This is a genomic window from Amycolatopsis sp. NPDC051071 (assembly GCF_040682875.1).
Lineage (GTDB): Bacteria > Actinomycetota > Actinomycetes > Mycobacteriales > Pseudonocardiaceae > Amycolatopsis.
Genome location: NZ_JBFBBY010000142.1, coordinates 1 through 18413, shown reverse-complemented (window position 1 = coordinate 18413; position 18413 = coordinate 1). Strand labels below are relative to the sequence as shown.

Here is an 18413-nt window from a genome sequence, read left to right as displayed (position 1 = left end):
CTTTGAGACGTTGATCGTCTCAAAGGGGGCCTTCAGGACATGCCCGCGACCAAGGGCGGCTGCCAGGTATGGGCCCGGGTAGTCGTGGGTGGCAAGACTCCGTGAAAACCACGTGAAGCTCAGCGAGGCGCTGTAGACGCCGTATGTCACGACCTTGGTTCGCGCCGATACGGTCAATCGATGGTCAATCGGGCAATTCGGCACAACTGGTGTCCCTTATGGACAGTCAAGGGAAGGGTTCCTTCGCGGGGTCGCACTCACGCGATCTTCACGGAATCAATCATCTAGAGCGCCACGGCTCCTTCCGGCATCGGCTCGAACCGGGCGTGTTTGCGCGTGAACGTCGCCGTGCCCGAGGTCAGCGAGCGTAGGTCGATCGCGTAGCGCAGCAGTTCCACCGCGGGTACTTCGGCGCGGATGACGGTGCGGCCGCCTTCACCGGATTCGGTGCCGAGCACACGGCCGCGCCGTGAGGACAAGTCACCCAGCACGGTGCCGAGGTGTTCGTCCGGGAGTTTCACGGCCACCTCTTCGAGTGGTTCGAGCAAGGCGATCTTTCCGGCCGCGGCGGCTTCCTTCAGCGCCAGGGCGCCCGCTGTCTGGAACGCGGCGTCCGACGAGTCGACACTGTGCGCCTTGCCGTCCACGAGCGTCACCCGGATGTCGATCACCGGATACCCGTCGACCAACCCGCGCTGGGCCTGTGCCCGGACACCCTTCTCGACGCTCGGGATGAACTGGTGTGGCACCGAGCCGCCGACGACCTTGTCCACGAACTCGAAGCCCGAACCCCTCGGCAGCGGCTGAACCTCGATGTCGCAGACGGCGAACTGGCCATGACCGCCGGACTGCTTGACATGCCGTCCGTGCCCGCGGCCCGTTCCGGCGAAGGTCGAACGCAGGCTGATGCGGACCGGTTCGGTGTCCACGTCGGCGCCGCCCGCGCGCAGACGCGACAGCACGACGTCGGCGTGTGCCTCGCCCATGCACCACAGCACCAGCTGATTGGTCTCGGCGTTGCGGTCCAGCCGCAGCGTCGGGTCGCCCGCTACGAGCCGGGAAAGGTTGCGCGCCAACGTGTCCTCGTCGCTGCGTGTCTTCGCGATGACGGCGACCGGCAGCAGTGGTTCCGGCATCGTCCACGGCTTCATGATCAGCGGATCTTCGGGTGAGGACACGGTGTCGCCGGTCTCCGCCGAGCCGACCTTGGTCAGCGCGCAGAGGTCGCCCGCGACGCAGTACGGGACCTCGCGCAGGTTCGCGCCCAGCGGTGAGTACAGATGCGCGACCCGTTCGTCGGCGTCGTGGTCCTCGTGCCCGCGTTCGGCGAGGCCGTGTCCCGAGACGTGCACCGGGCGTTCCGGGCGCAGCGTTCCGGAGAACACCCGGACCAGTGACACCCTGCCGACGTAGGAGTCGACGGTGGTACGGACGACCTCGGCGGCGAGAGGGCCGTCGGGGTCGGCGCGGAGACGCGCGTGCGGCTCGCCGGTGGGAGAGGTGACCTCCGGCGGGGCGTGTTCCAGCGGCGACGGGAAGGCACGGACGATCCCGTCGAGGACTTCGGCGAGCCCCACCCCGGTCGTCGCGCACACCGGGACCACTGGATGGAAGGACCCGCGGGCGACGGCGGTCTCGAGATCGGCGATCAACGTGTCCTCGGGAATCTCTTCACCGGCGAGGTACCGGTCCATCAGTGACTCGTCCTCGCTCTCGGCGATGATGCCTTCGATCAGCTCGTTGCGGGCCTCGGTCAGCCGAGCGAGGCCAGCCTCGTCCGGCTCGCCGACCTTGGGCGGAAAGCCTTCCGCGTAGTCGAAGTAGCGGCGGGTGATCAGCCCGACGAGCCCGTCACGAGCAGGCAGGTACAGCGGCAGGACACCGGCGCCGAAGGCAGCCTGACAGGCCGCGATCTCGCCTTCGGGATCGGCGCGATGATGGTCGAGCCGGGAGACGACCACCGCCCTCGGCATGCCGACGGCCGCGCATTCCTCCCACACCGCGGTCGTGGCCGAGTCCACGCCTTCCGCCGCGCAGACGACGAAGAGCGCCGCGTCGGCGGCGCGGAGCCCGGCGCGTAGTTCGCCGACGAAATCGGCGTATCCGGGGGTGTCGATGAGGTTGATCTTGTGGCCCTGGTGCAGCACCGGCGCGACCGAAAGGCCGACCGACCGCTGCTGCCGGACCGCGGCGGGGTCGTGGTCGCAAACCGTGGTGCCCTCCACGACCGTGCCCGCCCGCGTCACCGTGCCGGAGGCGGCGAGCAACGCTTCGGCGAGCGTCGTCTTGCCGGATCCCGACGGCCCGACCAGGACGACGTTGCGTACTTTCGCCGGATCGGCCACAGCGACGGCGGCCCCGGAGTCTCCGTTCTTGCTTTGTTTGTCGGCCATGCCGATCTCCTCACCACACGACGCCGTGAACAGATGTGTCCTCGATCACACACCCGAGACGGCCGTCGCGGCAAGGCGACCGGCGAGGGAACCCCCGAATGTCGACCCGCCGTTATGCTCGATGGCGGACACCCGGAAGCGAATCCGATGGTGGGGGATGAGCGATGGAGCTCGACAGGCGGACGATCCTGAAGCTGGCCGGGGCGGTTCCGGCCCTGGCCGCGGCGCCAGCGGCGATTTCCGAGGGCGGTGATCCCTGGGAGCGGCTGCGCGCCAGACTGGCAGGCGAGCTGTACCGGCCCGGTGAACCCGGCTACGACGAAGCGCGGCTCGGGTTTTTCAGTATGTACGATCATCGGCTGCCCGACGGTGTCGCGGTCTGTGCGAACGAGGACGACGTCCGGCGCTGTGTCGATTTCGCGGCCCGGCATCGCCTCCCGATCGCGGCGCGTTCGGGAGGGCACAGTTACGCCGGCTACTCCATTGTGGACAAAGGTCTGGTCGTCGACCTCTCCCGGCTGAACGCGATCGAAATCCTGCTGGGAGGCCGCGCGTCGATCGGAGCGGGCGCGCTGCTCGGCCGGGTGTACGAAGCGCTGGCGGCGGCGGGACGCGCGCTGCCCGCGGGCAGTTGTCCCACGGTCGGAATCGCCGGGCTGACACTCGGTGGCGGCATCGGCGTGCTGGGCCGTAAGTACGGACTGACCTGTGACAGCGTCGAGTCCGTGCGTTTCGTCGGCGCGGACGGGAAGCTTCGCCTGGTCTCGGTGGAGACCGCGCCGGACCTGCTGTGGGCGTTGCGCGGCGGTGGCGGCGGCAACTTCGGCATCGTCACCTCGTTCACCTTCCGCACGGCGGCCGCCAGGACGCTGACGAACTTCGGCTTGACCTTCCCGCCCGCCGTCCTCGCCGATCTCGTCGCGGCCTGGCAAGAGTGGCAGCCCGCGATGCCGGACGAACTGTGGTCCGGAATGGGCCTCGGGGCGGAGGCCGTCAACTGCGGAGGCTGTTTCGTGGGCCGCGCCGCGCAGCTGAACCCCCTGATCGACGACCTCGTCCGCCGGGTCGGCACCCAGCCGCTCACCCGTGACGTGACCGAGCAGGGTCATCTGGCGACCATGCGTGCGTTCGCCGAGGAGACGAACTTCCCCGCCGCGGTGGCGGATCGGGGCGCGTATGTCTCGACGTCGAGGATCCTGACCCATCCGGTGCCGGATCCCGACGCGCTGGCGTCGCTGCTGACCAGCGATCCGAAGCTGTACTCCATCGTCGACGCGTACGGCGGCGCGATCGCGCGGGTGCCCTCGAGCGAGTCGTGCTTCCCGCACCGGGCGGCGGTGGGCAGCATCCAGATCACCCGCGGCCTGGACGGCGGCGAGGCGTACGCGCGGCAGGCGATCGGGCGGGTCAGGGACGAACTCGGCCACGAGTACGGGCAGGCCGGGTACGTCAACTACATCGACGCGGAGATGCCGAAGTGGGCCGAGGCGTACTACGGCGACAGCCTGCCGCGGCTGCGCCGGGTCGCCCGGAAGTACGACCCGGACGGTGTCTTCGCCTTCGAACAGGGCCTGGCACGCTAGGCCCACTTTGCCCGGCATGATGTGTGGTCATCGCGCGTCACCGAGGCGTGCTCAGACACGGGACTCGCGTGCTTGAAGGCGTGACTCGCGTGCTTGAAGCCGTGACTCGCGTGCTTAAGGGCGGATCTCGCGTGCTTGAAGCCGTGACTCGCGTTGGGTCACCGTGCTTGCGCGACCAGAGGACTGGTTGCGTGGTCGGTGCGGGGTAGATCACCCAGTGGACTGCTGAAATTGCCGCGAACTGGCCTGCTTGAGAGGTCCAAAAGCGGCCTACGCTCGGTACGTCACCCCACCCAGTGCGCTTTCCGAAAGGTCCAGCAGTGACTGACGAGTCCACGAACACGGCAACCACCTCGCTCACCGGCACCGCCCGGGTCAAGCGCGGCATGGCGGAGATGCTCAAGGGCGGTGTGATCATGGACGTGGTCACCGCCGAACAGGCGAAGATCGCCGAAGACGCCGGCGCCGTCGCGGTGATGGCGCTCGAGCGGGTCCCCGCGGACATCCGCGCGCAGGGCGGTGTCGCCCGGATGAGCGACCCGGACCTGATCGACGGCATCATCGAGACCGTCTCGATCCCGGTAATGGCGAAGGCCCGCATCGGTCACTTCGTCGAGGCGCAGCTGCTGCAGTCGCTCGGCGTCGACTACATCGACGAGTCCGAGGTGCTGACCCCGGCCGACTACGAGAACCACATCGACAAGTGGGCCTACACGGTGCCTTTCGTCTGTGGTGCCACCAACCTCGGCGAGGCGCTGCGCCGTATCAACGAGGGTGCGGCGATGATCCGCTCCAAGGGCGAAGCCGGCACCGGCGACGTCTCGAACGCGACCACGCACATGCGTAAGATCCGTGCCGAGCTGCGTCGCCTCTCCTCGCTGCCCGAGGACGAGCTCTACGTTGCGGCGAAGGAACTTCAGGCCCCGTACGACCTCGTCAAGGAGGTCGCGGCGAAGGGCAAGCTGCCGGTCGTGCTGTTCACCGCCGGCGGTATCGCGACCCCGGCCGACGCGGCGATGATGATGCAGCTCGGCGCCGAGGGCGTATTCGTCGGCTCCGGCATCTTCAAATCCGGCAACCCGGCCCAGCGCGCCGAGGCGATCGTCAAGGCCACCACCTTCTACGACGACCCGGACGTCATCGCGAAGGTTTCGCGTGGCCTGGGTGAGGCGATGGTCGGCATCAACGTCGACGACGTCCCCGAGCCCCACCGCCTGTCCGAGCGCGGCTGGTAGTCGGTGCCCCTTACGGCCTTCGAGCAGGGAATGAGCGGGAGTAAGGGGTCGATCCGCGGTCAGCCGTAGGTGATCACCCGATGCCGGAAGGCACCCCTCAGGACGAATCTGGTCACTACCGAACAAGGTAGTGAGTTCCTGAGGGGAAACGATGATGAACAGCAACGACGTTCTGCTCGCCGGGGTGCTGGCCGAGGTCGACTACCGGACCGAGCAGATGCTGAAGGCCGGTCGCGGCGGGAGGGTCGAGCGGGCCCGTCGGGCGGGTAGGCGGATCCGCGTGCACCGTGCCGAGGTCCGGGTGTCGGGCCAGTAGCGCATACGAGAAGTCACGTGGTGGCGAACAGGGCGCGGGCGGCGGAAACGACCTCGTCGGGCCGCTGCTCGGGAATGAGATGTCCGCAGTCTTCGAGCACGCGGACGCGCAGGTCGTCGGCATAACGCTCGCCACCGCGCAAGAAGGCTTGCGGTACGAGGACGTCCCGGCCGCCGAGGAGGATTTCGGTCGGCACACTCAGCCGAAGGTCGCGATAGCGCCGGAGCCGGGCCAGATCGTGGACGACGAACTGCCAGTTCAGTGCCTGGCCCGCTCGCGCGTGGGCGGGCAGGCGGCTGTCTTCGGTGAACTCGGCGATCGCGTCGGCCGCCGCGCCCCAGCGGCGAAGCAGGAATCTGGTCAGGCCGGGCCAATGCCGCAGCACCGCCGGTCCGAGCAGCGGGTATTCCCAGAGCGCGGTATGCCAGAACCGCCAGGCCTGTGCCCGGATCGCCGCCCGGTCCGGCCACGGATGCGTCATGTTGAGCGCGAGATGGTGCTCGATCCGTTCCGGCGCGCGCAGGCAGAGGAAGAAGCCGGTCCACGCGCCCCAGCCGTGTGAGACGAGCGAAACCCGCTCCAGCCCCAGCGCGTCCAACAGGCCGATCAGGTCGTCGACGCGAGTGGCCGTGTCGTAGCCGGATTTCGGCGAATCCGACCAGCCGGCGCCCCGGAAGTCCGGGCACAGCACGCGGTGGTGTCCGGCCAGGCCGGGGAGCACCTGGCGCCAGGTGTACCAGTGCTGCGGGAAGCTGTGCAGCATCACTACCGGTGTTCCGGCACCCGCCTCGGCGACGTGCAGCCGGAGACCGGCGACGTCCACGAACCGGTGCTCGACCCCGGCCACTTCGGGGAACGGTCTCATCGGTACGTCCTTTCCTTCGGAGGTCTTGATCGGGAGAGGATCGGCGAGGCGAGGACGTTCCCGGGAAAATTGTGACCTGGGTCCCGGGAACCATCCGGGGTTCGCCGTCCTCCATCAGCCGGTACCCGCGACGTGAGGAGGCGAATGCCCGGACCCGAGGAGCTCGTGCGCGCCGCCCAGCGTGGTGACGCGCTTGCCATGCAGGAGCTGCTCGGCCTGCTCACGCCGTACGTCGGGCGGCTGTGCGGTCCGATCGCGCTGGACGACGGGCCCGACGCCGCCCAGGAGGCGCTGATCGCGATCTTCCGGAATCTGCCACGGCTCGCCGAGCCCGCCGCGATTTACGGCTGGGCACGCGCGATCGCCGTCCGCGAGGCCGTGCGGGTGGCGAAACGGTCCCGGCGGGCCGTCCTCGCAGACCTCGCCGAAGTCCCGGCCGCCGGCAATCCCGAGCTCGCCGTCGACATCCGTGACGTGCTCGACCGGCTGAGCCCCGAACACCGCGCGGTGCTGGTGCTCCGTGACATCGAAGGCCTCGACGAGCAGACGGCGGGGGAGCTGCTGCGGGTGCCTGCCGGCACGGTGAAGTCGCGGCTTTCCCGTGCGCGGAAGAGTTTCCGGAAGGAGTGGGACCGATGAGCTGGCCGGTCGCCGAACTCGACGCGGTCGCCCGGATGCGGGTGCTCGCCGCGGCTCTGCCCGGCGCGTTCGTCGCCGAGGCCGTGCTCGACGCGCCTTTCGACCGGGTCTGGGCGGTCGCCGCGGACCTGGAAAACGAGCTGCCACGGCTGCTGCGCACCATCCGTTCGGTGCGAATCGTCCGCGACGACGGCGAAGACCTCGCCGCCGACATCACGGGTCACTTCGGGCTTCGGGACTCCTTCGACATCGTCCTGCGACCCGGCTGGTGCGTGATGCAGAGCGGCCGGGTGGTCGGCGGGATGGCTGCTGTCGCCGAAGGTTCTGGGACGCGCTTCGCGTTCCTCGGCGCGTTCCGTGTCCCGGTCACTCGGCCGCTCGGGCCGGTGCTGCGCCTGGCCGGGCGGCCGCTCGGTCGCGGCATGCACGCCCGTCTCCGCGACCGCGTGACCGAAGGGGAGGGCTGAAGATGACCGGCGTGGACATCGAAGACATCCGCACGCGGTTGGTGGGTCGCTTCGGCCCGGAGGCCGGGGCGTGGCTCGCGGCGGTCCCGGCCCAAGCCGCCAAGCTGGCCTCACGGTGGGGTTTCGAACTCGGTGAGCTCTTCGACAGCGGCGCCTCATCGGTCGTCCTGCGTTGCCAAGGGCCCGACGGGACACCCGCGGTGCTCAAGCTCAGCCCGGACAAGGCCCTGCTGACCAAGCAGGTCGAGATGCTGCGCTTGTTCGCGCCGTCGGGACGGGTGCCCGCCGTGCTGGCCGCCGACGCGGAAACCGGCGCGATGGTGCTGGAGGAGGTCATCCCCGGCACCATCGCCGAAGCACTGCCTCCGGCGCCTTTGCCGCGACAGTGGGGAGAGTTGCTCACCGCGCTGCACGCCGTGCCCGCCCCCGTCGGATGGCCGTTGGATCTGCGCGGACGCTTCGAGGAGTCCTTCGCCCGGATCGGCCGCAGGCTGTCAGAGCCCGCCATCGGCGCCCGGATCGACCAGGACACCTGGCAGCGGACGATCCGGCGATGCGAGACGTTGCTGGACACCCAGGACACCCGCGTGCTGCTGCACGGCGACCTGCACCTCGGCAACGCCCTCGACGGCGGCCCGTCACGCGGTCTGGTCGCGATCGATCCGAAGGCGTGCGTCGGCGATCCGTGCTTCGACGCCGTCGACTACGTGGTGTCCGGAGCCGAGCACGAGGGTGTCGAGGCCCGGTGCCAGACGGTGGCCGTTGCCTGCGGGCTCGACGGGGACCGGCTGTTCGCCTGGGCTCGCGTGGTCGCACCGATGTTCGCCATCTCGTACCTCACCTACGGCGGCCCGGAGCAGGTGATCGACGACCTGCTCATGCTGACTCGCCGCGACCACTGACGATCCTTGAGCGATTCCCTCGTTCGGATGACGCGAACCTCACCCAAGGCCCGACGAGCTGTGACACTCTCTTTGTACATGTCACAGCGAAGGGGGCTTCATGGCGACAGGGGAACGCTTCTACCGCTTGCTGGGGGAGCCGGCCGCCGAGTGGGTGGGTGTGGACCTCCCACTCGGTCCGCCGCAGGCACGACGAGTCTTCGCGATGCTGCTCGTCGAGGCCGGACAGCTGGTCTCATGCGACCGGATCATCGACGGACTTTGGGGCGACACCCCGCCCGCGTCGGCGAAAGTGCAGGTCCAGGGGCTGATCTCCGGGCTCCGGCGCGCCTTGCGTTCGCCGCGGGGTGACCAGCCGATCCTGACCAAGGGAACGGCGTACCTGCTCAACGCGCGGTCATCGGAGACCGATACCGGCCTGTTCACCTGCCTGGCCGCCGAGGGACGCGAGCTGCTCGCCCGCGAATGTCATCGCGAGGCTGCCCAGCGGTTCCGTGAGGCGCTCGACCTGTGGCGAGGACCGGTACTCGCCGGGGTCCCCGTCGCGGCCGAGGTCGTCGCGTGCTGGGAGGACCAGCGGTTTTCGGTGTTGGAGGACAGGGTGGACGCCGAACTCGGGCTCGGTGAGCACGACCGCCTGGTGCCCGAACTACGCGACATGCTCACCGCCGCCCCGTTCCGGGAACGGACCTGCGGCCAGTTGATGACCGCGCTCACCAGGGCGGGCCGACTGGCCGAAGCACTCGACGTCTACGGGAAATGGCGCCGTGGGCTGATCGACGAACTGGGCGTCGAGCCGTCTCCGGCGATCCGCGCACTGCAGGGCGAGATCCTCCGCGACGGCCCGGGAATGACGACGCGCGAATACCCCGCCTACCGGAAACCCGCGGTGCCGAGCCAGCTTCCGCCGGGGATCCCGGATTTCATCGGCCGGGACGCGCTGGTCGCGGAACTGCTGGCGGAACTGGCGCCGGACGAGAATCGCGAGACGCCACGCGTCCTGCTGCTCACCGGCGCGGGCGGGGTCGGGAAGTCCTCGCTGGCTGTCCGGCTGGCGCACCGGGTCGCCGACGCCTATCCGGACGGCAGGCTGTTCGCCGCCTTGCGCGGTACCACGAACGAACCGCGGTCACCGGAGGCCGTACTCGCCGGGTTCCTGCGTGCGTTCGGCGTCCCCTCCGACGCGATCCCCTCCGACGTCGACGAAAGCGCCTGCCTGTTCCGCAGCCTGGTCCACGGGCGCCGGGTCCTGCTGGTGCTCGACGACGCCGACGGCGAGGCGCAGCTGCGCCCGTTGCTGCCCGCCGGTGGTGGCTGCGCGGTGCTCGTCACGAGCCGGTTCGCCTTGGACGGCCTCGAACTCGGCCGTCAGGTCCCGGTTGACGTCCTGCCGCCCGGAGACGCGGCCGTTCTGCTCGCACGGCTCACCGAGATCGACGAGGAATCCGTTGCCGCCCAGCAGGTTCTCGAATACTGCGGCGGTCTCCCGCTGGCACTGCGGATCGTCGCCAGCCGGATCGGCGACCGGTCCGGCTGGACACTCGCCGACGTCGCCGCCGAACTCTCCGTCGAACGGAGGCGGCTGGATTGGCTGCGGGCCGGGGATCTCGCCGTCCGCGGCAGTCTCGCGCTCGGCTACCGGCAACTCGCGCCGGACCGCCGTCGCCTTTTCCGCAGGCTGGGTCTGTTGCCCGCGGCCGATTTCCCGGCATGGGCGGCCGCGCTGGCCGACGGCGGCGAGCCCGATTCCGCCGTCGGCGCGCTCGAAGACCTGCGGCACCGGCATCTGATCCAACCGGTCTCGCGGGGAGCGGGAGTAGCCCGCTACCGGATGCACGACCTCTTGCGTGCCTTCGCGATCGAGGAGGTCGCCGCCGAGCCGGAACAAGAACGCGCGGACGCCGTCGAACGGGCACTCGGCGGCTGGCTTTGGCTCGCGGAGAAGGCCGCGGATCGGCTGCCCAGCAGCGTTCTCCGGCCTGAGCCCGGCGACGCCGTCCGCACCCCGCTCGGCGAAACACCGGAGACCGAACCGCTTTCGTGGTTCCAGGCTGAACTTCCCGCGCTGGAGGCCGCCGTCTCCCACGCGGCCGACGCCGGACTCGGCGAGCTGGCCTGGGAAATCGCCGTCGTGGCCGCTTCCTACTTCGACCACAGTGGACTGTACGCGGAGTGGTCGCGCTGCCATCGGCGTGCGCTGGACGCGGCGAGGACGTCGGGATGCGCACGCGGGGAAGCGGCGCTCCTGCGCGGGATCGGCCAGCTCCACCTGTACTGGGACGACTACCAGGAGGCGGCCAAGGCACTTGAAGAGTCGTACCGGATCAGCGAACGCGTCGGCGATCCCGCCGGCCGGGCCAGGGCGTTGACCGGGCTCTGCGTTGTCTCCAGGTCCATCGGACGGCACGCCGAATCGAGGGCGACGGCGAGGCGCGCGCTGGCGATCTTCACCGAGATCGGCGACGTGCTCGGCATGGCGCATCTGCACACCTCACACGCCGTCGCGAGTACGGAACTAGGCCTGCTGGACGAGGCCGAAGCGGAACTGGACGCGGCCTGGCGGCTTTGCGCCGAACTGGACGACACGCACCGAATGGCGCTCGTCCTGCGCAGGCAAGGACAACTGCACCTACGGCGCCGGGATCCGCGTGGTGCGATGTCCTGCCTGCGCCGCGCGCTCGAACTGCTCGAATCGCTGTCCGACGAACTGTGCGCGGCGCAGGTCCGGCTCGACATCGGGCGGACCTACACGATCCTGGGGGAGCGGAAGGCCGCGGCGCGGGTGCTGACCGGCGCGTCCTCGCAGTTCGCCGGGGCGGGCAACCGCAGCAGCGCGGCCGCTTGCGACCGGCTGCTGGGTGCCCTGTCCCGTTCCTGAACCTCAGCCGAGCCAGTGCGCCGTCGGCAGTGCGGGGACCCGGTGCCCCCGGTGACCGGTCATCTCCTCGTTGGCGAACAACGCGTTGAGCACCGCCTCTTCGGTCGCCTGCACCACGGCTTCGAAGAACGGGTCGAGCCTGCCCCACGGGACGAACCGGAGGTTCTCGTACTCCGCCTCCTCGGTCCGCGGGAACCGGCTGGTCAGCGCGGCCGGGTTCGCGGTGCTGAACGCGAGGAACAGGTCACCGGAGAAATGCGAGCCCGCCGTGCCGGTGCGGGCGAGGCCGAGCGGGACCCGGCGCGCGAGTGACGTGCACTGTCCCGGTAGCAGGGGAGCGTCGGTACCGACGATGACGATCACCGACCCCGCGCCCGCCGGTGCCGCCCAGGCCTCCTCCATCGGGTTGTCGTCGCCCAGGTCCAGCCCGACCGGCTCACCGGCGACGGTGAGCTCACGCCGCGAGCCGAAGTTGGCCTGTACCAACACACCGACGGTGTATTCGTCGTCCCCATAGGACACGACTCGGGAAGCCGAACCAGTGCCGCCCTTGAAGCCGTAACAGGTCATCCCGGTGCCGCCGCCGACGGAACCCTCGTCGACCGGACCGGTCCGCGCGGCGTCGATCGCGGCGACCGCGTGTCCACTGTGGATGGTCGGAGCGACGCTGTCGTTGAGGTAGCCGTCCCAGGTCTCCGCGACCACCGGCAGCAGCCATTCGGCCGCCACGTCGGGCCGTTCGCGTGCCACCCAGTCGATCACGCCGCGGTGGGCTGGGCCGACGGCGTGCGTGGAGGTGATCAGCACCGGCAGCGTCAGCGACCCGGTTTCGGCGAGCCACGCGGTGCCGGTCATCTCGCCGTTGCCGTTGAGGGCGTACGTCCCGGCCGCGCACGGAACGGCGAAATCCTCGCGCCCGCGCGGCAGCACGGCGGTGACGCCGGTGCGCACGGACTCGCCTTCGACGAGCGTCGTGTAGCCGATCTCGACGCCGGGGACGTCGGTGAGCGCGTTGTGCGCGCCGGTCCGGCCGGGCAAGGGGATACCCAGATCACGGGCGCGGGTCATGAACTTTCCTCCAGGGGATGCGTGGTGGCGGTGCGGGCGTAGGAGAGCAGCATCGCTTCGGCGGTCGCGGTTTCCAGCGTCGGGACGGCCTGGGTGAGGTGCAGGCCGTAGCCGTCCTCCAATGCGACCAGGTTCCGCGCGATCGAGACGGCGTCCGCGGTCAGGGTGAAATCGCCGGTGGCCGCGCCTGCTTCGAGGATGCCGGTGTAGATCCCCACCTGCTGCTCGTAGAGCGTGATGTGCCGGGCGGCGTACACGGGATCGCGGCGGGCGATCGTGCCGAGTTCGTAGAGCAGCACGCAGAGTTCGTCGCCGGGGCCGGTGGGCAGGCCGCTGCGGATCATCGAGCGCAGCCGCTCACCGGGGTCCGTCTTCGCGGCCGCGGCCTGTTTCCTCGCCGAGCAGAAGCGGGCCACCGCCTCACGCTGCACCTCCTGCAGCAGGTCGGCGAGGGTGGGGAAGTAGTACAGGATCGAGCCGGACGACAGGCCCGCGCTCTCGGCGATGTCCCGCAGCCGCAGGTTCAGCACCCCGCGGTCGATGACGGCGCGTCCGGCCACCTCGATCAGTTCGGCCCGTCGCTGCGGTGCCTTGCTCGGTCTTGCCATCCCTCCATTCTTCGAATCTTGTTCGAAAAACGCAAGACCTGATCCGAATCAGGTCTTGACGTCACACCGTGAAGGGCCTTTGATGCGTGCTCAACAGTTCTTCGAAGGGGACTCAAAGAATCCACCTTGTAGGAGGTCGGCCGTGTCCACTCCCGCCCTACGCCGCGGTCTGCGCACCCTCGGCACGCTGCTCATCACGCTCTCCGCGATCAGTCCAGCCTCATCGGTCTTCATCATCGCGCCGGGAGTGCTCTCCGGCGCCGGTACGGGTGCCTTCTACAGCTTCGTGGCCGCCGCGGTCGTCGGCGTCTTCATGGCCTTCGTCTACGCCGAACTCGCCTCGGCCTTCCCGTTGGCGGGCGGCGAGTACGCGATCGTCACCCGCACGCTCGGCCGGTTGCCGGGATTCGCCGTGCTCGGCCTGATGATCATCACGCAGGTGCTCATCGTCGCGGTGATCGCGCTCGGCGTCGGCACCTATCTCGGCGTGCTCATGCCCGGCGTGCCCGGTCCGGTGATCGCCGCCGTGACCTGCGTGGTCGCCGCCGTGGTCGGGGTGTTCGACATCAAGCTCAACGCCTGGGTGACCGGCGTCTTCCTCGCCATCGAGATCCTCGCGCTGATCGTGGTCAGCGCGCTCGGGCTGATCAACCCGGCGCGGTCGTTCAGCGAGCTGCTCGCGCATCCGGTCGCCACCGACGGGAGCCCGGCGACGGTCGGCGCCATCGCGATCGCCACGTCGGTCGCGATCTTCGCCTACAACGGCTACGGCTCGGCGGTGTACTTCGGCGAGGAGACCCAGGACGCCTCCCGCGGGATCGCCCGCGCGATCCTGTTCGCGCTCGGCATCACGGTGCTCGCCGAACTGATCCCGGTGACCGCGGTCCTGCTCGGCGCGCCCGACCTGAACGCGTTGTTCACCTCGGGCAACATGTTGTCCTACTTCATCGACTCGCGTGGCGGTGGAACGCTCGACACCGTGCTCGGCCTGGCGGTCGCGCTGGCGATCATCAACGCGGTGCTGGCGATCGTCCTGATCAGCTCGCGGATGCTGTTCAGCAGTGGCCGCGATCGCGCCTGGCCGTCGCCGATCAACCGGGCGTTGTCCGCGGTGCACCCGAAGTTCGGGACGCCGTGGGTGGCCACCGTCGGCACCGGCCTGGTGGCCGCGCTGCTCTGCTTCGTCGACCCGAAACTGCTGCTGGTGGTCACGAGCACGTCGATCGTGGCCGTCTACGCGGCACTCTGCGTCGGCGCGATCGTCGGCCGCCGCACCGGGGCCACCGCCCACGCGAAGTACCGGATGCCGTGGTTCCCGGTCGCGCCGGTGCTGGCACTGGCCGTGCTGGTGTACGTGGTCTACCAGAACCTGCTCGACCCGGCGGTGGGACGCCCGAGCCTGATCGTCACCGCCGTCGTCGCCCTGCTCTCGATCGCGTACTACCTCCTCGTGCTGCGCCGGAAGGGTGGCTGGCGGCTCGCCGACGTCACCGACGAAGCCGAGCCCGCCAAGGACGCGGTTTAGGTGTACTCCGCGATCTCGACGCCGTAGGTGCCCGGTTCGAGTGCTTCGAAGATGTGCGGGACGTCGCCGGGGTAGCAGATGTAGTCGCCGGGCAGCAGTTCCACCGGGTCCTCCCGCGGGCCGACCTTGGCGCGCCCGGCGCTGAGGACGATGTGTTCGACGATCCCGCTCATATGCGGGTCGGAAAGCCGGGGTTTCCCGGGCTCGGCGCGAATCAGGTACACGTCGCGCCGGGCACCGGGCGGGCAGGAGCTGAGCAGGGTGCACGCGTAGTCGGCGTGTTCGGCGAACACCGTCGGGCCGCTGCCGGCGCGGATGACCTGGACACGGGGACGTTCGGGCTCGACCACCCGCGAGAACGGGATGTCGAGTGCGACGCACAGCGCCCAGATCGTCTCGACACTCGGGTTCCCGGTCCCCGATTCCAGCTGGGAGAGCGTGGACTTCGCGAGGCCGGCGCGTTTGGCGACCTCGGTGAGGGACAGCCCGGTGCGGGCGCGTTCCCGGCGCAGGGAAGTGGCGATGACGTCCAGTGGTGCGCCGTCGGACGCGGTCGGGGACATGCGTTCGCTCCATCGGTCGTTGCGTTCGCCTTGACGAACACGAGTGCGTTCGTTCATTGTATGACGCTATGCGTTCGATATGGCGAACAACCACGCGTGTCCTGGGGCGCGATCTTCTCCGTGACATCGGGCTGGTCTGCCTCGCCGACACCATTGTCGGCATCTCCTACGGCGCGATCGCGGTGGGCTCCGGCTTCCCGATCTGGGCGCCGATGCTGCTTTCGGTGCTGGTCTTCGCCGGTGCCTCGCAATTCATGTTCGTCGGCATCATCGCCGCGGGCGGGAGCCCGGTCGCGGCCGTCGCGGCGGGTCTGCTGGCCAACGCCCGGCATGTGCCGTTCGGCTTCGCGATCGGTGACGTCCTCGGCAAGCGGTGGTCGTCGAGGATCGTCGGCAGCCACCTGATGATCGACGAATCGGTCGCGTTCGCGCTGGCTCAGCGCGACGAGGCCCGTCGCCGGGCCGCGTACTGGGTCTGCGGGATCGGGCTGTTCGTGTGCTGGAACGTCGGCGTCGTCGCCGGGGCGTACGCGGGGACGGCGATCAGCGACACGGACGCCTTCGGTCTCGACGCGGCTTTCCCGGCGGTCCTGCTCGCGCTGGTCCTGCCGTCGCTCAAGGACCGCGCCGCCCGGCTGCCGGTGTTCGTCGGCGTCGCCGTCGCGCTGGCCACGACCCCGTTCCTGCCCGCCGGGCTCCCGGTGCTGCTCGCCATGGTCGGCGTGCTGGCCGGGGTGGCCGCGAAGGAACCCGCCGAACGTGAACCCGAAGGAGTGCACTGATGGATCCGCTCGAACTGATCATCGCGGGTGGTGTGCTCGCCGCGGGGACCTTCGCCTTCCGGTTCGCGGGACCGGTGCTGAAGGCCCGGATGACCGTTTCACCCAAGGCCGAGAAACTGATGGCGCGTTCGGCTGTCGTCCTGCTGGCCGCCCTGGTCGCGGTCGCCGCGCTGACCGAGGGGCACGAGTTCGCCGGTTACGCCCGGCCCGCCGGGGTGCTGGTCGGCGGCGTCCTCGCCTGGCGTAAGGCGCCGTTCGCCCTGGTCGTCGTCGCGGCCGCGGCGACCGCCGCCCTGCTCCGGCTCGCCGGGGTCCCCTGACCTGGCCGTTCCCGGAACCGCCTAAGCTGGAGGGAAGGTCTTTCGGGAGGTCGGGTGGCGATCGCGACGGGAGCACGGCCGGTGGTCGGCGTGCTCGCACTGCAGGGTGACGTACGGGAGCACGCCGCGATGGTGGAACGCGCCGGCGCGCGAGCGCTGCCCGTCCGCCGCGCGAGCGAACTGTCCGAAGTGGACGGTCTGGTGCTGCCGGGTGGCGAGTCGACCACGATGTCGAGGCTGCTCGAGACCTTCGAACTGCTCGAACCCCTGCGTGAGCGCATCGCGGACGGCCTGCCCGCGTTCGGCTCGTGCGCCGGGATGATCCTGCTCGCCCGCCAGGCCCTCGACGGACGCCCCGACCAGCGGCAACTCGGCGGGCTCGACGTCGTAGTCCGGCGGAACGCGTTCGGACGGCAGGTCGACTCGTTTGAGGCCGACCTCGACTTCACCGGCGTCGAAGGCGGGCCGGTGCACGCTGTGTTCATCCGCGCCCCGTGGGTCGAAAAAGCAGGCGATGGGGTGGAGGTACTCGCCAGCGTCCCCGAAATGCCGGGGTCCGGCGACGTGGCCGCTAGGATCGTCGCGGTCCGGCAGGGGGCGGTACTCGCCACGTCGTTCCACCCGGAACTCACGGGGGACGACCGTGTGCACAGGCTGTTCGTCGACCTCGTGCGGCAGGCTTAGGAAACACTGACACCGCGGTGCTCGGAGACGGCGCGCGGGAGTAGATGGAGGAGAGATGAGCGGCCACTCCAAGTGGGCCACCACGAAGCACAAGAAGGCCAACCTGGACGCGAAGCGCGGCAAGCTCTTCGCCCGGTTGATCAAGAACATCGAGGTGGCGGGACGGACCGGGGGTGGCGACCCGGATGGCAACCCGACGCTCTACGACGCCATCCAGAAGGCCAAGAAGAACTCGGTCCCGCAGGACAACATCGAACGCGCCCGCAAACGCGGCGCCGGTGAAGAGGCGGGTGGCGCCGACTGGCAGACCATCACCTACGAAGGCTACGGCCCGAACGGTGTGGCCGTGCTGATCGAATGCCTCACCGACAACAAGAACCGCGCCGCCATGGAGGTACGGACCGCGCTCACCCGGAACAACGGCTCGCTCGCCGACCCGGGCTCGGTCTCCTACATGTTCAACCGCAAGGGCGTCGTGATCATGCCCAAGGGTGAGGCCTCCGAGGACGACGTCCTCATGGCCGTACTCGACGCGGGCGCCGAAGAGGTCAACGACCTCGACGAGAACTTCGAGATCGTCTCCGAGGCCACCGACCTCGTCCCCGTCCGGAAAGCCTTGCAGGAAGCCGGTTTCGAGTACGAGTCCGCGGACCTCACGTTCCTGCCGTCGGTCAGCGTCCCGCTGGACGTCGATGGCGCGAAGAAGGTCTTCAAGCTCATCGACGCCCTCGAAGACTGCGACGACGTGCAGAACGTTTACGCGAACTTTGACGTTTCAGACGAGGTCATGGCTGAGGTCGGCTGATCGGTCGTTCGTGACGACGTGCGGAACGTTTACGCACTGTGCTGGATTCCATGTCTCAGACGAAGTCATGGCCGAGGTCGGCTGATCGGTTTTCCCGCCATGCCGCGGAAAATCCGTCCCGGGACTAGGTGCGGACGCGGACGTGGGGCAGAATGTCGCGCGTGACGACCTCCGAAGCCGATGCCCTCACCGCCGACGAAACCGAACTCATCCAGTGGATCGAGTCGCAGGCGCAGGCGAGAGGGAACGCGGTCATCGCGGTCGCGGGCGACGACGAGGGAGCGGGCCACTGCTTCACCGCCTGCGCCTGGGCACTGCACAGCGTCGCGGAAGCGGTCGTGATCGGACTGCCCGAGCATATGGGGCCGGTCCTGCTCGACGCCTACGTCGACCGTGCCGCCAACGGTGAGATCTTCGAGGTCGGCAGGCGCTACGACGATTTCTTCGAGGGCGCGGCGGTGGTCTTCGAACGGGTCGCGAAGGGGCACTATCCCGAGTACCTCGGGAGCGCGTTCCTGATCTACCCGGACGGGGACTTCCCAGCACTGCAGCTGATCGTCGCCACGCCGGACGGGCACTTCCCGTGGCACGCGGACGCACCGGAGGGATTCGCCCAGCACCAGCCGGTACTGACCGAATCCGGTGACCCGGAGAGCTGGACGCCGGGCGTCGACGGCCCCTGAGTCACTTGGCTTACGCGTGCGATGGTCCTGGGCTGCGGGAGTGCATGGGTCGGGTTGTCGTGAGTGTTTTGGGTCGTTCTAACAACCCAAAACACTC

General features: G+C 69.3%; 18 protein-coding genes. 13 read left to right on the top strand and 5 right to left on the bottom strand.

Annotation, left to right across the window (positions count from 1 at the left end; translation table 11 throughout):
• Positions 1 to 284: 284 nt before the first annotated feature.
• On the bottom strand, positions 285 to 2393 hold the full coding sequence (locus tag AB0M65_RS32190) for an elongation factor G-like protein EF-G2 (protein ID WP_364036110.1): 2109 nt from the start codon (positions 2391 to 2393) through the stop codon (positions 285 to 287).
• Positions 2394 to 2557: 164 nt separating this feature from the next.
• On the opposite strand from AB0M65_RS32190, the gene AB0M65_RS32185 reads away from it, so the two are divergent.
• The 3 genes from AB0M65_RS32185 to AB0M65_RS32175 all read left to right on the top strand — a co-directional run bounded on the left by AB0M65_RS32185 (position 2558) and on the right by AB0M65_RS32175 (position 5527).
• Entirely contained in the window at positions 2558 to 3976 is a 1419-nt protein-coding gene (locus AB0M65_RS32185; protein ID WP_364036107.1) for an FAD-binding oxidoreductase, read from the top strand.
• Positions 3977 to 4296: 320 nt separating this feature from the next.
• Entirely contained in the window at positions 4297 to 5211 is a 915-nt protein-coding gene (gene pdxS / locus AB0M65_RS32180; protein WP_364036104.1) for a pyridoxal 5'-phosphate synthase lyase subunit PdxS, read from the top strand.
• A gap of 151 nt (positions 5212 to 5362) precedes the next feature.
• On the top strand, positions 5363 to 5527 hold the full coding sequence (locus AB0M65_RS32175; RefSeq protein ID WP_364036102.1) for a hypothetical protein: 165 nt from the start codon (positions 5363 to 5365) through the stop codon (positions 5525 to 5527).
• Between the two features lie 13 nt (positions 5528 to 5540).
• Here the strand turns inward: AB0M65_RS32175 and AB0M65_RS32170 are convergent, their stop codons facing one another.
• Positions 5541 to 6392 carry an alpha/beta hydrolase gene (locus tag AB0M65_RS32170; RefSeq protein ID WP_364036099.1) on the bottom strand — a complete coding sequence of 284 codons (852 nt, stop codon included), beginning with the start codon at positions 6390 to 6392 and terminating at the stop codon, positions 5541 to 5543.
• A gap of 144 nt (positions 6393 to 6536) precedes the next feature.
• Between AB0M65_RS32170 and AB0M65_RS32165 the strand changes: the two genes are divergently transcribed.
• The 4 genes from AB0M65_RS32165 (at position 6537) to AB0M65_RS32150 (ending at position 11278) form a co-directional block, all read left to right on the top strand.
• The gene (locus tag AB0M65_RS32165) at positions 6537 to 7031 is read left to right on the top strand and encodes a sigma-70 family RNA polymerase sigma factor (RefSeq protein ID WP_364036096.1); all 495 of its coding nucleotides are present in this window, start codon (positions 6537 to 6539) and stop codon (positions 7029 to 7031) included.
• Positions 7028 to 7498, top strand: coding sequence for a hypothetical protein (locus tag AB0M65_RS32160; RefSeq protein WP_364036093.1), 471 nt, complete (start codon positions 7028 to 7030; stop codon positions 7496 to 7498). Before AB0M65_RS32165 ends, AB0M65_RS32160 begins: the two co-directional genes overlap by 4 nt.
• A 2-nt stretch (positions 7499 to 7500) precedes the next feature.
• Positions 7501 to 8400 (top strand): aminoglycoside phosphotransferase family protein, encoded by a 900-nt coding sequence (locus tag AB0M65_RS32155; protein WP_364036090.1) that lies wholly within the window; start codon positions 7501 to 7503, stop codon positions 8398 to 8400.
• 100 nt (positions 8401 to 8500) lie between these two features.
• Positions 8501 to 11278, top strand: a complete 2778-nt coding sequence (locus tag AB0M65_RS32150) for a BTAD domain-containing putative transcriptional regulator (RefSeq protein WP_364036087.1) — start codon at positions 8501 to 8503, stop codon at positions 11276 to 11278.
• Between the two features lie 3 nt (positions 11279 to 11281).
• Here AB0M65_RS32150 and AB0M65_RS32145 read toward each other — a convergent pair whose 3' ends face one another.
• A complete protein-coding gene (locus tag AB0M65_RS32145; RefSeq protein ID WP_364036084.1) occupies positions 11282 to 12346 on the bottom strand; it encodes a P1 family peptidase in 1065 nt (354 codons plus the stop codon).
• The gene (locus AB0M65_RS32140) at positions 12343 to 12954 is read right to left on the bottom strand and encodes a TetR/AcrR family transcriptional regulator (protein WP_364036081.1); all 612 of its coding nucleotides are present in this window, start codon (positions 12952 to 12954) and stop codon (positions 12343 to 12345) included. The genes AB0M65_RS32145 and AB0M65_RS32140 overlap by 4 nt, the downstream gene beginning before the upstream one ends.
• A gap of 142 nt (positions 12955 to 13096) precedes the next feature.
• Between AB0M65_RS32140 and AB0M65_RS32135 the strand changes: the two genes are divergently transcribed.
• Positions 13097 to 14479: an APC family permease gene (locus tag AB0M65_RS32135; protein ID WP_364036078.1), complete on the top strand. Its 1383-nt coding sequence runs from the start codon at positions 13097 to 13099 to the stop codon at positions 14477 to 14479.
• Here the strand turns inward: AB0M65_RS32135 and AB0M65_RS32130 are convergent.
• Positions 14476 to 15042 carry an XRE family transcriptional regulator gene (locus AB0M65_RS32130; RefSeq protein ID WP_364036075.1) on the bottom strand — a complete coding sequence of 189 codons (567 nt, stop codon included), beginning with the start codon at positions 15040 to 15042 and terminating at the stop codon, positions 14476 to 14478. The two genes, AB0M65_RS32135 and AB0M65_RS32130, sit on opposite strands and share 4 nt — an antisense overlap.
• Before the next feature lie 68 nt (positions 15043 to 15110).
• Between AB0M65_RS32130 and AB0M65_RS32125 the strand changes: the two genes are divergently transcribed.
• The 5 genes from AB0M65_RS32125 to AB0M65_RS32105 all read left to right on the top strand — a co-directional run bounded on the left by AB0M65_RS32125 (position 15111) and on the right by AB0M65_RS32105 (position 18316).
• Positions 15111 to 15824: an AzlC family ABC transporter permease gene (locus tag AB0M65_RS32125; protein WP_364036072.1), complete on the top strand. Its 714-nt coding sequence runs from the start codon at positions 15111 to 15113 to the stop codon at positions 15822 to 15824.
• Positions 15824 to 16144, top strand: coding sequence for an AzlD domain-containing protein (locus AB0M65_RS32120; RefSeq protein ID WP_364036069.1), 321 nt, complete (start codon positions 15824 to 15826; stop codon positions 16142 to 16144). Before AB0M65_RS32125 ends, AB0M65_RS32120 begins: the two co-directional genes overlap by 1 nt.
• 54 nt (positions 16145 to 16198) lie before the next feature.
• Positions 16199 to 16828: a pyridoxal 5'-phosphate synthase glutaminase subunit PdxT gene (gene pdxT / locus AB0M65_RS32115; RefSeq protein ID WP_364036066.1), complete on the top strand. Its 630-nt coding sequence runs from the start codon at positions 16199 to 16201 to the stop codon at positions 16826 to 16828.
• 55 nt (positions 16829 to 16883) lie between these two features.
• Positions 16884 to 17633, top strand: coding sequence for a YebC/PmpR family DNA-binding transcriptional regulator (locus tag AB0M65_RS32110; protein ID WP_364036063.1), 750 nt, complete (start codon positions 16884 to 16886; stop codon positions 17631 to 17633).
• Between the two features lie 152 nt (positions 17634 to 17785).
• Entirely contained in the window at positions 17786 to 18316 is a 531-nt protein-coding gene (locus tag AB0M65_RS32105; RefSeq protein ID WP_364036060.1) for a DUF4262 domain-containing protein, read from the top strand.
• The last annotated feature ends 97 nt before the right edge of the window (positions 18317 to 18413 follow it).

Bases quoted from the DNA above. Each gene is read 5' to 3' on its own strand.
- AB0M65_RS32190 (WP_364036110.1), bottom strand. From the start codon at position 2,393: ATGGCCGACAAACAAAGCAAGAACGGAGACTCCGGGGCCGCCGTCGCT.
- AB0M65_RS32185 (WP_364036107.1), top strand. From the start codon at position 2,558: ATGGAGCTCGACAGGCGGACGATCCTGAAGCTGGCCGGGGCGGTTCCG.
- AB0M65_RS32175 (WP_364036102.1), top strand. From the start codon at position 5,363: ATGATGAACAGCAACGACGTTCTGCTCGCCGGGGTGCTGGCCGAGGTC.
- AB0M65_RS32170 (WP_364036099.1), bottom strand. From the start codon at position 6,392: ATGAGACCGTTCCCCGAAGTGGCCGGGGTCGAGCACCGGTTCGTGGAC.
- AB0M65_RS32165 (WP_364036096.1), top strand. From the start codon at position 6,537: ATGCCCGGACCCGAGGAGCTCGTGCGCGCCGCCCAGCGTGGTGACGCG.
- AB0M65_RS32160 (WP_364036093.1), top strand. From the start codon at position 7,028: ATGAGCTGGCCGGTCGCCGAACTCGACGCGGTCGCCCGGATGCGGGTG.
- AB0M65_RS32155 (WP_364036090.1), top strand. From the start codon at position 7,501: ATGACCGGCGTGGACATCGAAGACATCCGCACGCGGTTGGTGGGTCGC.
- AB0M65_RS32150 (WP_364036087.1), top strand. From the start codon at position 8,501: ATGGCGACAGGGGAACGCTTCTACCGCTTGCTGGGGGAGCCGGCCGCC.
- AB0M65_RS32145 (WP_364036084.1), bottom strand. From the start codon at position 12,346: ATGACCCGCGCCCGTGATCTGGGTATCCCCTTGCCCGGCCGGACCGGC.
- AB0M65_RS32140 (WP_364036081.1), bottom strand. From the start codon at position 12,954: ATGGCAAGACCGAGCAAGGCACCGCAGCGACGGGCCGAACTGATCGAG.
- AB0M65_RS32130 (WP_364036075.1), bottom strand. From the start codon at position 15,042: ATGTCCCCGACCGCGTCCGACGGCGCACCACTGGACGTCATCGCCACT.
- AB0M65_RS32125 (WP_364036072.1), top strand. From the start codon at position 15,111: ATGCGTTCGATATGGCGAACAACCACGCGTGTCCTGGGGCGCGATCTT.
- AB0M65_RS32120 (WP_364036069.1), top strand. From the start codon at position 15,824: ATGGATCCGCTCGAACTGATCATCGCGGGTGGTGTGCTCGCCGCGGGG.
- AB0M65_RS32110 (WP_364036063.1), top strand. From the start codon at position 16,884: ATGAGCGGCCACTCCAAGTGGGCCACCACGAAGCACAAGAAGGCCAAC.
- AB0M65_RS32105 (WP_364036060.1), top strand. From the start codon at position 17,786: ATGTCGCGCGTGACGACCTCCGAAGCCGATGCCCTCACCGCCGACGAA.